Annotated in this window: 14 protein-coding genes; 2 read left to right on the top strand and 12 right to left on the bottom strand. The window is 60.4% G+C overall.

What is annotated here, in order from left to right:
- Positions 1–282 precede the first annotated feature (282 nt).
- Genes KGB18_RS21665 through KGB18_RS21650 form a run of 4 tightly spaced genes read right to left on the bottom strand, consistent with a single transcriptional unit; the run spans position 283 to position 2,584 of the window.
- Positions 283–840, bottom strand: coding sequence for a DUF4136 domain-containing protein (locus tag KGB18_RS21665; protein ID WP_123718965.1), 558 nt, complete (start codon positions 838–840; stop codon positions 283–285).
- 53 nt (positions 841–893) lie between these two features.
- The gene (locus KGB18_RS21660; RefSeq protein WP_123718966.1) at positions 894–1,520 is read right to left on the bottom strand and encodes a DUF4136 domain-containing protein; all 627 of its coding nucleotides are present in this window, start codon (positions 1,518–1,520) and stop codon (positions 894–896) included.
- 12 nt (positions 1,521–1,532) lie between these two features.
- Positions 1,533–2,282 (bottom strand): methyltransferase domain-containing protein, encoded by a 750-nt coding sequence (locus KGB18_RS21655; RefSeq protein ID WP_030128232.1) that lies wholly within the window; start codon positions 2,280–2,282, stop codon positions 1,533–1,535.
- Entirely contained in the window at positions 2,282–2,584 is a 303-nt protein-coding gene (locus KGB18_RS21650) for a MazG-like family protein (protein ID WP_008011269.1), read from the bottom strand. The genes KGB18_RS21655 and KGB18_RS21650 overlap by 1 nt, the downstream gene beginning before the upstream one ends.
- 193 nt (positions 2,585–2,777) lie before the next feature.
- Here KGB18_RS21650 and KGB18_RS21645 point away from each other — a divergent pair, with 193 nt between their 5' ends.
- Together KGB18_RS21645 and KGB18_RS21640 are read left to right on the top strand one after the other, a co-directional pair.
- Positions 2,778–3,071 (top strand): hypothetical protein, encoded by a 294-nt coding sequence (locus KGB18_RS21645; protein ID WP_123718967.1) that lies wholly within the window; start codon positions 2,778–2,780, stop codon positions 3,069–3,071.
- A 97-nt stretch (positions 3,072–3,168) separates the two neighbouring features.
- The gene (locus KGB18_RS21640; protein WP_123718968.1) at positions 3,169–4,509 is read left to right on the top strand and encodes an MATE family efflux transporter; all 1,341 of its coding nucleotides are present in this window, start codon (positions 3,169–3,171) and stop codon (positions 4,507–4,509) included.
- A 12-nt stretch (positions 4,510–4,521) separates the two neighbouring features.
- Here the strand turns inward: KGB18_RS21640 and KGB18_RS21635 are convergent, their stop codons facing one another.
- The 8 genes from KGB18_RS21635 to KGB18_RS21600 all read right to left on the bottom strand — a co-directional run bounded on the left by KGB18_RS21635 (position 4,522) and on the right by KGB18_RS21600 (position 12,422).
- Entirely contained in the window at positions 4,522–5,319 is a 798-nt protein-coding gene (locus KGB18_RS21635) for a DUF4123 domain-containing protein (RefSeq protein ID WP_223570451.1), read from the bottom strand.
- Positions 5,316–6,638: a contractile injection system protein, VgrG/Pvc8 family gene (locus KGB18_RS21630; protein ID WP_223570450.1), complete on the bottom strand. Its 1,323-nt coding sequence runs from the start codon at positions 6,636–6,638 to the stop codon at positions 5,316–5,318. The genes KGB18_RS21635 and KGB18_RS21630 overlap by 4 nt, the downstream gene beginning before the upstream one ends.
- A 233-nt stretch (positions 6,639–6,871) precedes the next feature.
- Positions 6,872–8,785 (bottom strand): arginine decarboxylase, encoded by a 1,914-nt coding sequence (gene speA, locus KGB18_RS21625; RefSeq protein ID WP_052965842.1) that lies wholly within the window; start codon positions 8,783–8,785, stop codon positions 6,872–6,874.
- Positions 8,786–9,004: 219 nt separating this feature from the next.
- Positions 9,005–9,376 carry a translation initiation factor Sui1 gene (locus KGB18_RS21620; RefSeq protein ID WP_007907444.1) on the bottom strand — a complete coding sequence of 124 codons (372 nt, stop codon included), beginning with the start codon at positions 9,374–9,376 and terminating at the stop codon, positions 9,005–9,007.
- A 273-nt stretch (positions 9,377–9,649) separates the two neighbouring features.
- On the bottom strand, positions 9,650–10,219 hold the full coding sequence (locus tag KGB18_RS21615) for an NUDIX hydrolase (protein WP_123718971.1): 570 nt from the start codon (positions 10,217–10,219) through the stop codon (positions 9,650–9,652).
- Positions 10,220–10,222: 3 nt separating this feature from the next.
- The gene (locus KGB18_RS21610; RefSeq protein ID WP_123358607.1) at positions 10,223–11,290 is read right to left on the bottom strand and encodes a DUF2333 family protein; all 1,068 of its coding nucleotides are present in this window, start codon (positions 11,288–11,290) and stop codon (positions 10,223–10,225) included.
- A 134-nt stretch (positions 11,291–11,424) separates the two neighbouring features.
- On the bottom strand, positions 11,425–11,919 hold the full coding sequence (locus KGB18_RS21605) for a hypothetical protein (protein ID WP_123718972.1): 495 nt from the start codon (positions 11,917–11,919) through the stop codon (positions 11,425–11,427).
- The gene (locus KGB18_RS21600; protein ID WP_123718973.1) at positions 11,916–12,422 is read right to left on the bottom strand and encodes an Hcp family type VI secretion system effector; all 507 of its coding nucleotides are present in this window, start codon (positions 12,420–12,422) and stop codon (positions 11,916–11,918) included. The genes KGB18_RS21605 and KGB18_RS21600 overlap by 4 nt, the downstream gene beginning before the upstream one ends.
- Positions 12,423–12,435: the final 13 nt, after the last annotated feature.

The following is a 12,435-nucleotide window of genomic DNA, read 5'->3' as shown; positions in this document are numbered from 1 at the left end:
GAAGCAGTGTAGACAAGGGTCCGCCAGATTGCTGGCAACTCGCCATCCAAGACGACAAAAACTCAATGTGGGAATGGGTTTATGTGGGAGCGGGCTTGTGTGGCGAGGGGGCTTGCCCCCGTTCGACTGCGAAGCAGTCGTAAATCAGGACACCGCGTTGCTGACTAAAGATCGCGGTGACTGGTTTTAGGGTCTCTTCGCACCCCAACGGGGGCAAGCCCCCTCGCCACACAAGCTCACCTGGCCACAGGCTCGCTCCCACAGTGGAGCGGTGGTGTTGGTTTAGTGCGGTGGATAGTTAGCCAATATCCGCCCGACTGTCTCGTGGATTTTATTGCTGCGATCCTGCGGGTTCGGTGTGCGACTAAGCGTCTGCTCGTCGCTGCCGCGCCACACCAGTTTGCCGTCCTTGCCATCGAGCAGGTCGACCTGGATGGTTGCTACCTTATAGCTGACGTTGCGGGTTTCGGTGTACATCGGCCCGCCCCAGTAGCCGTACCATGGGCCACCATAACCGCCGCCATAGTTAGTGCTCACCTGTTGCTGGCGATCTTCGACGATCAGGTAGGCCTGCACCTTCAGGTCCGAGCTGGCACCGGCGGCGGCTGGACGTAAACCGCGCTGATCCAGCTGATCGGCAACGGACTGGCGGATGCGTTGTTCGGTCAGGTCACTCTTGATCCGTGGATCATCGGGACGGTATTGCACGGCAGGCTCTTTCCAGCTCCAGCTACGATAGGCGGCAAAGTCGCGGCTGGCATCGAAGTCATGATTGACCTGGTTGGCGGCGCAGGCAGTGAGCAGTGCGGCCATGGCCAGTAAAGCGAGACGGCGGAACATGATTTTTCTCCGATTGAAGACATGATCCAGCGGGATGCTTCCTTCACAGGAAGCTAACTAGGAGGATACGCCGACATGGCTTTTTCGACAGCTTCACGAATGGCATCAGCACGCTCGCTCTGGCTGCCCTGATTGCTGGTTTCGGCACTGGCACTCCATACCGGCTGGCCGGTGCTCGCGTCGAACAGATCGACGCGCACCACCACCACTTGTACCTGATAAGTACGGATGACCGGCACCGTGTTGTACATGCCGTAACCGCTGCCGTAGCGGTTGTAACCGCCATAACCGCCGCCGTAATACCCCCCGCCGTAACCATAGTCATCCTGGACCTGACGCAAGCGGGTTTCCAGATGCAGGTCGGCGCTGACCAACAGGTCTGCCGGGCGGTTGTCGTGCAGTGGACGCAAGCCGCGTTGATCGAGGGCATTGCTGACCGCTTCGGCCACCTGCTCCGAGTCGGCCCAGGCCGTGCCCGGAGGCAGGCGCCCGTTGAGCCAGGCCCAGCTGCGATAGCGTCCGTAATCCCGTGGCGGCGCCGGGTAGGCGCTGCGGTCGAAGGTGGTGGCGGCCTGGGGCGGTGCCGGTGGCAGGGGATTGGAGGTCGCGACATAAGGGTTGCTGCCCTGACAGGCCGCCAACCCGAGACAGATCACCAGCAACCCTGAACGACTTTTCATTTCGCGCTCCGGTCAGATCGGCCGACAGATCCAGTGCAAATAGCGCCCAAGCCCGGCGAAGCTTGGGTGACGGCGGTGAGCCAGTTCCATTTCCAGCAAGTCCGGCAGTTCGACGCGGGCCTGGAATTCCACCGGCATGTAGTCATAAAAAACCCGCACTCCACTCTGGGTTTCGACCTGCCACATGCTCTCAAGTTGCGCCGCCAATTCCCGTGGATCCAGTGGCTGCTGCGGAGTCAGGCTCTGCTTCTCGCCAGCCATGTCGTTCTTGCGCATCTTGCGGAAATGGCCCTTGAGCAGGTTGCGGTAGATCAACGCGTCGCGGTTGTAGAACGCCAGGGACAACCAGCCATCCGGCTTCGTCAACTGATGCAGCACCGGCAAAATCGCGTGGGGTTCGGCCAGCCATTCCAGCACGGCGTGGCACAGCACCAGATCGTAAGGTTCGGTGAGCTGACCGAGCAGGTCTTGCCACGGCGCCTGAATGAATGTCGCCGTCTGCCCCGCTTCGGCGAAGCGCTGGCGGGCACCTTCAAGCATCGGTTCGGCGGGTTCGGCGAGGGTCACCTGATGACCGCGCTCGGCCAGCCACAACGACATGTGGCCCAGGCCCGCGCCGATGTCCAGGACGCGCAACGGACGGTCCGGCAGGGTTTCGGCCAGGTCGGCTTGCAGCACCGCGAGCCGGATCGCACCTTTGGCGCCACCGTAGATTTTTTCGGCGAAGCGAGTCGCCAGTTGATCGAAATGACGGTCGCTCATCAGCTGAACCGCCGTTCGCTGTCCGCGAGTTTGCTGCGCACCACTTCATTCATGTCCAACCCCAACTCGCTGCACAGCAGCAGAAGATACAGCACGATGTCGCCGATTTCCTGCCCGGCATGGGCGAGCTTGTCTGCCGGCAACTGACGCGACTGGTCTTCGGTCAGCCACTGGAAAATCTCCACCAGCTCGGACATTTCCACGCTTGCGGCCATGGCCAGGTTTTTCGGGCTGTGAAATTGCCGCCAGTCATTACGGTCGCGAATGGCGTGCAGGCGTTCGGTCAGTTCAACAAGGTTCATCGGGCTCTCCTGAAGGCGTATAGCTTCAGGGGGATGGCGGGTGAAGGCAAGTGGCAGCGTTGTGCCTGCGCACTTTGCGCCATACTCCAAAAAGATCGCAGCCTTCGGCAGCTCCTACGGGAACTCGGCAGCACGATCCATAGCCCAACGCTCGGATCCGGCAACCACGCCACCACTCCATCAGGACGTACACATGCAGGTAGAAAGCTTTTTCGAATGGCTCGGCCAGATAATCGGTTCGGCCATCCGGTTCATCATCGATGCCCTTACTGGCCTGTTCAACCTGTTGAGCAACGCCGGCAGCAATTTCGTCGAAGGGTTGGCCCAGGCGCTGGGCATGGACACTTCGATCGTCAGCATCATCACACTGATCATCGGGCTGATGCTGCTGTGGGCGGCGATCCGCGCCTTCATGAACGCGTCGATCATCATGGGGATTATCTGGTTGTTGCTGGGATTGTGGTTGCTGAGCTGGATTGTTCATTAACCCCATCCCTCCTGCCCTGATCATTCCCACGCTCTGCGTGGGAACGATCATGCAAAACAATCTGCCGCTACAATGCAGACGCCCCCAAGGAGCCTGCATGTCCAACCTGATTGCCGACTGGCGCGACCGTCCGACTCATCGTCGAGTCTGGTCGCTCGCCGCACCGATGATTCTCTCGAACATTTCTGTACCGCTGGTGGCGCTGGTCGACAGCACCGTCGTCGGCCACCTGCCCCATGCGCATCAGCTCGGTGCTGTCGCAGTGGGCGCCAGTCTATATACCTTTCTTGCCTGGGCCATGGGCTTTCTGCGCATGGGCTCCACCGGGTTCGCCGCCCAGGCTGCCGGGCGTGGGGATGGCGCAGCGTTGCGGCAGATTTTGCTCCAGGGTCTGTTGTTGGCCATGGGCCTGGCCATTCTGTTAGGGGCGCTGGGCGTGCCGTTGAGCGGGGTCGCGTTGCACTTCATGCAACCGTCGGCGGAGCTGGATCAGCTCACCCGCGAGTTCTTCCACACACGGTTGTTCGGCCTGCCGGCGGCGCTGGCCAGTTACGCGCTGGTGGGCTGGTTCCTCGGCACCCAGAACGCTCGGGCTCCGCTGGCGATTCTGCTGAGCACCAACCTGGTCAATATCGCGCTGAACCTGTGGTTCGTGCTCGGCCTGGAGTGGGGCGTGGTCGGCGCGGCCCGGGCCTCGGTGATCGCCGAGTGGACCGGCGCGCTGATCGGCCTGTTCATGACCCGCAAAGCCCTGCGCGCCTACCCCGGTCATATCGCTTGGGCGGCGCTGGCGTTGTGGCAGAGTTGGCGCCCATTACTGGCTGTCAATCGCGACATCTTCATCCGCAGCCTGGCGTTGCAGTCGGTGTTTTTCCTGATCACCGTGCAGGGCGCGCGGCTGGGCGATGCCACAGTCGCCGCCAATGCGTTGCTGCTTAACGGTCTGCTGCTGACCGCCCACGCGCTGGACGGTTTGGCCCACGCAGTCGAAGCACTGTGCGGACACGCCATCGGTGCTCGCGACCGAGAGGCCCTGCGCCGCTCATTGGTGGTGGCGTGCGGTTGGTCATTGCTGGCGAGTGTGGGGTTTGCCTTGCTGTTTCTGCTCGCCGGGCACCTGTTCATCGAGATGCAGACGGACATCCAGAGCGTGCGCGACACCGCCTTCCTTTACCTGCCTTACCTCGCGGTGCTGCCGCTGATTGCCGTCTGGAGTTACCTGCTCGACGGCCTGTTCATCGGCGCCACCCGCGCCCGGGAAATGCGCAACGGCATGCTGCTGACGTTGATCCTGCTGCTGCCCTTCGCCTGGGCGCTGCAAGGCTTGGGCAACCATGGATTGTGGATAACCTTCCTGTTGTTCATGTTGCTGCGCAGCCTGACCCTTGGCGCGTTCGCCTGGTACTTGCGCAAGCACGACAGCTGGCTCAACGGATGACGAGGGTCAGCTTCAGGGTTGATCGTTCTGCCACAGGTTGCGCAGGCTATCGAGACGCTCCTGCTGGGTGGCTCCCGACAGCGGCTGCCCGGCCACTGCGTCGGGATGCTGCAAGCGCAACCATAACCAGCCATCGAGCACCGGACGTTCGCTGAAACCCAGCGCCAGCCCTTCCTGCAGGTAAGCCCACAAGCTGTTGTAGTCGGTGCCGATGGATCGGCTCCAGTGCCAGGCGTGTTGTTCCAGCAGGCAGGTTTGCAAGGTGTCTCGCTGACGCAGGCTGAGGTTTTCTTCGATGGCCAGCGGCCGGACGGCAAGCCGCGGATTGAACAACTGCTGCCAGCCTTGACAGCCTATGGCCCGGTCGGCCCAGGTGCCGCCGAACCAGCGCAACTGATCGATCGGACCTAGCCAGCGACTCAATTCCTGCGCATCGCAGGCATCGAAAAAATAACTCGCCGTGTGTGGGTTGTAGTAACTCAACAAGGCCCGGTGATGCAGACCCAAAGTGACCGTGAGCATGCGTCGCAAATGCTCCAGCAGCCGCGATGGCGATGCTTCACTGACCAGCAGCAATCCGCTCCAGGTATGTGGCGCACTTTGGCACAGCTCGACCAATGCCGGGCATTCGCGAAGGTCCACCAACACCGGCCCGTGCTCACGCAAGGGGTGAAACTCGGTGCCTTCGAACAGGCGGAACCATCGGGCATGAGCAAACTGTTGCCACAAATTCACGCCGGCCTGAGGCTCGCCCGGCACATCGAGCAACAGCCATTGCGGGGTCGGGTCGACCGCTTGAGCGGCGATCATGCCGCACCGCTCTGGCCGAGCTGCATCGCCGCCCGGCAGGTACAAAAGGACTGCGCGCAATGACTGAAACTGCCGCCGCCGGGCAGCAGGCACAGGAGCACCAGGGGTTCACTGGATTGCAGCAAGCCCTGCATGCCGTCGAGCACCGGGCTGACATCGGTCGTCAAGGAGGGTTGCGGGTCGGGTATGACTGGCTCTGCACTGGAGGCTGCGCCGGGAAGAAATCCGCTGATCAAGGGCTGATCCGGATCGCCTTCGATAAAGCTCACCAGCACCTGCGCCCCTTCACTCAACGGCAGGGTGCCCGCGCCTTCCAGCCCGGGAGCCAACGGCAACCAGCAGTGGCTGGGCGCTGCGCCCTCCCCCTGGTAAAGCCAGTCAAACTGCACGGCAACCGGTCTGGACAGATCCGGCTGAGACTCATCGACCTCGACCACCCACGCCCGCTGCAGGCTATGCATCCTGGGTTTCACGCCCGAATGAGGTGCCACGAAAGGCATTTCCTGCCCAACGGCGCGCAGTTGGTTGCTATAAGGAAGCCCCGGTTCCTGCCCCCCCTGATGCTCGATATGGGTCAGTAGCCAGAGTCGATTCCAGTCCACACACGGATGGCCGGACAGCGGCATCAGTTGACCGCTGCGCAACGTCGCCAGATTCGTCTGGCCTTCGGCGATCTGCCCGCAGCCGTGAAGCTTGAACTGATGCACACCTGGCCGCTCGTTCTCACCCTTGAAGACGCTCTCTTCGCCACGGCTAAACTGCCCCAGGCCATCACCGAAAACCAGACAGTGTCCGCGTGAGCGGTGTTCGAAGTAATAATGAAGTCGTTCCTGGGCGCACAGACGCTGGAGAAATTGCAGGTCTGATTCCCGGTACTGCGTGCAGAAATCACGGGACGGGTAATCGCCGCTCAGGTCGAAACGCCGATCCTTGCCGGCAATACCGTGCTCCTTGAGCACCTGAGCGAGAATCTCCGGCACCGAGCACTGGCTGAAGATTCGCTGATTGAAACGCTGGGCCAGACACGCCAGCCTGGGGCCAAGACGCACACGACATAGCCTGGGCTCACCGCCATGGCCGAGCTGAACGAGGCCCAGCAACTGCCCGTGAATACCCTGCCCCAAGGGTCCGAAGTGCAAAAAGGCCGAGCGATACAGCAGGCTTGCGAGGTCCAGCGTTGGGTCACTGTTCAGCAGATCCACGTCGAACACAAAAGGCTCGCTGATGGCTTCACTACCGGTAAAGGCCAAGACCTCAAAGGGGTCGGGAAGACCCGCTATATCCAGACGAAATGACAGCTCGTTGACTGGATCGAACATCGGCGATTCTCTACAGGAGGGGCGGCCGGGGATTCTCGCTGAGAGACATGGCCGAGTAGAGTGCCGAAGTACAACTTAGGAAATGACCTACGTGAAAAGAAGACCACATCGCTTGGATAGCCCGGTCTGTGGGTCATTTCGCTTGAAAAGAGAGAAGTGTCGCACCAGGTCATCTGAAATTTCCCCAACGTATGGAGAATTTTCAGACAACCCGATGAGAACGGAGCCTTACCTCAAGAAGACAGGTAAGACGAACGGGTCAGGCCCAGACGCAGGGCGTCGAGGAACTGGGTGCGCTCGGCGGCGCTGATGCGGGCACTGGCGCACTTGTCGCGGTAGTGGGTCATCAGCTCTTCCGGCGACAAGTGCACGTAACGCAGCATGTCTTCGATGGTGTCGTGGGTTTCGATACCGGCGTGGTACACGCTGCCGTCGGCGTTCTGGTAGATGTTCACCGAGTCGGTGTCACCGAACAGGTTGTGCATGTCGCCGAGAATTTCCTGGTAGGCACCCACCAGGAAGATCCCCAGCAGATAGTCTTCGCCTTCGTTCAAACCGTGCACCGGCAAACTGGTCTCGATGCTCTGCTCGTCGACGTACTGCTTGATCTTGCCGTCGGAGTCGCACGTCAGGTCTTGCAGCACCGCACGGCGCAGCGGCTCTTCGTCGAGACGGTGCAGCGGCAAAATTGGCAGGACCTGGCCGATGGCCCAGGTATCCGGCAGGCTCTGGAATACCGAGAAGTTGCAGATGTACTTGTCGGCCAGCTTGTCGTTGAGTTCGTCGAGCACCTGACGGTGGGAACGCTGACGGGCCTTCAACGAGTTGTGCAGGCGGCGGCAAACGGCGAAGTAGCATTGCTCGGCCAGGGCTTTTTGCGCCAGGGTCAGCTTGCCATCGGCGTATTGAGTGGCCACGTCGCTCATGTAGTGCGTGGCGCGCCAGTAGGTTTCGGTGACCATTTCGATATCGGTCGGGCCGAGCAGATCAACCAGCCACTGCACGGTTTCCGGCAGCTCTTCCTTGTTATCGATCTTCGGCACGTCGTCGTTGTGTTTCTCGACGTCGGTTACCTGAACCACAAGCATGGCGTGGTGAGCAGTCAGGGAGCGGCCGCTTTCAGAGAAGATGTTCGGGTGCGGCAGGCTCTGCGCGTCGCAGAACTCCTTGAGCATCCCGACCACGACACCGGCGTAATCGTCCATGTCGTAGTTGATCGAACTGGCGTTACGCGAGTGAGTACCGTCGTAGTCCACGCCCAAACCGCCGCCGACGTCGATGTGATCCACCGGCAGGCCAAGGTTGCGCAGCTCGCCGTAATAACGGATCGCTTCCTTGAAGCCGTGCTGGTAGTCCGCCAGGTTGGCGATCTGCGAACCCATGTGGAAGTGCAACAGGCGGATGCCCTGATCCAGACCGGCAGCGCGGAAACGCTCGACCACCGACAGCAGTTGCGCCGCCGACAGGCCGAACTTGGATTTTTCACCCCCGGTGTCTGCCCATTTGCTCGACGCCAGGGACGACAGACGCACGCGCAAGCCGACCTGCGGCTTGACCTTGAGCGCTGCCGCTTCTTCGATCACCAGACCGACTTCGGATTCTTTTTCTATCACGATGAACACGTTGTGGCCGAGCTTCTGGCCCATCAGCGCCAGACGGATGAACTCGCGATCCTTGTAACCGTTGCAGACGATGGTGCCGCCCTTCGGCGCCAGCGCCAGTACCGCCAGCAGTTCTGGCTTGGAGCCAGCTTCCAGACCGATGGAAACGTTCTGGGTGGCGATGATGTTTTCGATCACCGCTTCCTGCTGGTTGACCTTGATCGGGTACAGCGCGGTGTACTTGCTCTGGTATTCCAGGCGCTCGATGTTGGCGTCGAACGCACCGGTCAGCTGACGTACGCGGTCTTGCAGGATGTCAGGGAAACGCACCAGCAACGGCAAGGACAAACCGCTTTTGCGCAGTTGGTCGACTTGCTCGAAGAGGTCGATAGGCGAACTGGTCGGGCCGTTCGGACGAACTTCGACGCGACCGGCGTCATTGATCGCGAAATACCCGGCCCCCCAATGGCGAATCCCGTAAACACTGCGGCTGTCCGCAACTGTCCATTGGCTGCCATCGTCTTTGCGTGTGCGTCGTACGGACATCGAAGTCCCCTATAAAGAAGTCATAGAGCGTCGCCTGGGTTCAGGCCGGCGCAGTCTAAAGTATGAAAATGACGGTTCGTCAACGAGGGGGTAGACCTCGCTGACCGCATTGAGTTTAGAAACCGGTCATGAACAGGCTCTGTGAAAACCATGGAGACGACGCCAGACCTGAATGAAATCGGGACTGGATCAAGCCGCGGGTGGTTTTCACAGAGGCTGCTAGCCGCCGGACTTCTTCGCCTTGAAACCGTGTTTGATCAGCTCGGCCAAGAGTAGCTCGACATGATCGCCCTGGATTTCGATGATTCCGTCTTTCAACGCCCCGCCGGTCCCGCAACGTTTTTTCAACGTGGTGGCCAGATCCTTGAGCGCGTCTTCGGCCAACGGCACACCGGTGATGGTGGTCACCGTCTTGCCGCCACGACCCTTGCTTTCGCGACGCACGCGAGCGATGCCGTCGCCGGCCGGGATAACGGTTTGTTTGCAGATGCAGGCATCCACCGGTTGACTGCAATCCGGGCAATGACGACCTGCGTCGGTGGAAAATACCAGGCCACCAAGGGCGGCGAAGGATGCGGCTTTTTTGGCCACCGGCAATCCTCTTGGGAGGACAAAGACTGGTCGTGGCAGGGCCATCGACCGCGAAGCCCCACTCAGGCAGGGGCAGCGCTACTGAAACGGAAAACCCGGTGTAGGAGCTGACGAGTGCAACGAGGCTGCAATCTTTTGATTTTGACTCAAAAGTTAAAGTCAAAAGATCGCAGCCTGCGGCAGCTCCTACAACAAGCATTACCGGTTCAGCTTGAAAAGGTCGCGCAGTGTAACGGCAAAAAGCCGACTTGCTAAGAGCCAATCGGCGCCAATTTATAGCTCTTTTGCGACGTTACTCCCTTGGGCGCGAAGATAGCGCTGCAAGGCCGCCAGAGAGTCCGGGCAATAAGGCTTCTGCGTGATTTCCAGCAGGACCTGATCGATCGGGATGAAACGCGCTTCAAGCACTTCTTCCGGTTGCAGGATCAACGGGCCGTCCCACACCGCCGAAAACGCCGAACACCAGAGTCGGTTGCCGGTGTCCTCGAAGAAAAAGTGATCATGGGCAGTCAGTTCCACACCGCTCACGCCCAGCTCTTCCTCCAGCTCACGGGCCGCCGATTCGGCGTAAGTCTCAGTGGCCAGCACCATGCCGCCGGCCGCCACGTCCCAGTAACCGGGGTATATCGCTTTGCTCAGGGTGCGTCGGTGTACGCACAGTTCACCGGCAGAATTGAACAGCATGATGTAGGTGCCGCGCCCGATCAGCTCGCGTTCGCGCAGCTCGGAGCGGACCAGCGCGCCGAGCAGGTTGTCCTGCTCGTCGACCCAGGCGATCTGTTCGGCATCGGAGGCCGCGCGATGGGCGGCCTCACGCATGTCATCAACGGAGCTATCGACCATGACTCAGCCCTGATTGAGCAGTTGACGCAAATCGATCACCGCGGCGTTGGCCCGGGAGATGTAATTGGCCATGACCAGCGAGTGGTTGGCCAACACACCGAAGCCGCTGCCGTTGAGGATCATCGGGCTCCAGACCGGTTCTTGCGAGGCTTCCAGCTCACGAATGATCTGGCGCACGCTGACCGTGGCGTTCTTCTTCGCCAGCACATCGGCGAAATCGACTTCGATAGCACGCAGCAGGTGGGACAACGCCCAAGCCTGACCACGGGCTTCGTAGAACACGTTATCGATCTGCAGCCACGGGGTCTCGACGATTTCTTCGTCGACCTGTGGCACCTGACCCGGGGCCAGGACTTCGGTTTTCAGTGCGGTGTTGAGCTTGACCCGGCCGACGCTGGCCGACAGCCGCTGCGACAGCGACCCCAAACGGGTACCGACATCGCCCAACCAGTTATTCAGGTTGTCGGCGCGGGCATAGAACAGCGCGCTTTTCTGACTTGGATCGGACAGGCGCGCCTGATAACGGCTCAGGGAATTGATGCCTTCCTGATACTCGGACTCACTGGATGGCAGCACCCAGCTTTTGTTGTCGAAGTTGAAACGCGGCTCGGCCTTGGCCAGATCGGCGTCTTCGGTGGACTGCGACTGCGATCGGGCGAAGTCTTTACGCAGCGCACGACTCAGGTCGCGGACCTGGACCAGCACGCCATATTCCCAGCTCGGCGTATTATCCATCCACAGCCCCGGCGGGAAACGGTCGTTGGAAATATAACCGCCCGGCTTGGTCAGCAGGGTGCCGGCGACGGACTTGAGGGTTTCCACCGTGGTGTACCCGACAACCATCTGCTTGCCTTCTTTCTCGGCCGCCATTTGGGCATTCTGCTGAACCGGGAACAGCGCCGGCTCCTGGCTCCAGTACCAGCCCAACGCAATCGCCACCAACAGGTAAAGAACAATCAAAGTGGCCAGCGCCCGGCTGAACAACAGGCCGCCAAAATAACTGCGGGTGGCCGATTTCGGTTCAGCGGCACGCTCAGGCGCGCTGCCTGTGCGGTTCTTCCAGTCCAGCATGGCGGTATCCTTTCAATCACTTGAGTTCATCGGTTCGACCACAACCATACAACAACGTGCCTTTGACCGGCACCTGCCGTTGGGCTTATCCCGAAAATTACCGCCCGAACCTGCGGCAACCGTTGCCAATGAACTTAAGCATCCCTGCCCGCGCTAAACGCCATGACCTCCATTGAAATCTGCCGCACCTCGGCCGACGCAAAAAGATGGGCGATGCCTTCGCCGTCGGTTTTTCTCTGGGCAGCCTGCCCGTCCACGGTCGCGATGTAATGCTGCTGCGTCAGCGGCTCGGCCGTTACGCTATCGACGAGGCGGAAGATTCTCGGTGATCGCGATGGCTGAACCGGCGGATTTTTCATCAACTCGATGACCGTCTGATCGAATACACGAACCGGTATCGGCCAGTCGCCAAAGTCGGCCTCCGCCCGGATCAGCCACCATTCGCCAATCTCGAGTTGCTCCAGCACCTCGCTGTCGATATCAATCAGCAGGCCCGTACGCAACTCGTCTAGGCCTTCGATGGATTGCCGATCGAGCAACGCCTGGCGCACGTGATCCAGTGCTTGCTCACTGGAATATGCATGTTGGCGCTCCCACGTGGACAGATGCATTTCATTGACCAGCCTCATACTTGCGCCTCGGCGCCCCATTCGTCAGAGCCCATGGTTCGGCTGATCTCATGCCGCCAATAGATCCGTCGGTAACTGAAGTGGACCTTTTCCAGCTGAGTGAGGTAAGCAGTAGCGGGATCCTGGCAATGCGGCATCAGCACTTCGGCGCCGATGATCACCGCGTCTTCAAGCTCCATCGTGTAGAAATGCTCCTGCGTTCCGTGAGCCGAGGTGCGATACCACTCGACGCGGCACTTGCTGAGCAACTCCCCGGAACACAGAGCGATGTTGATCAGCGGTGATGCCTTGTCGATTGCCTTGGTGATGACCAAGGGTTTGTGCATCCGACGCCCCGCACCCACCCCTTTGGGCACGAAAATGCCATGGCTGAGGGCCTGAATCATGATCTGGTCCTCACGACCCAGCTGGTAGATGTTGCCCACCGATGCCTCGGTGAAGGCACCTGCGCTGATCAGGCCTTGTCGTTCTCCTTGGAGGGTCATGAAGGCGGGGGTTGGCATGGATGGACTCCTT

It is taken from the genome of Pseudomonas sp. BF-R-26 (assembly GCF_019947395.1).
Classification (GTDB): domain Bacteria; phylum Pseudomonadota; class Gammaproteobacteria; order Pseudomonadales; family Pseudomonadaceae; genus Aquipseudomonas; species Aquipseudomonas farris.
Note: the sequence above shows the minus strand (reverse complement) of the source record. Positions and strands in the feature narration are given on the sequence as shown.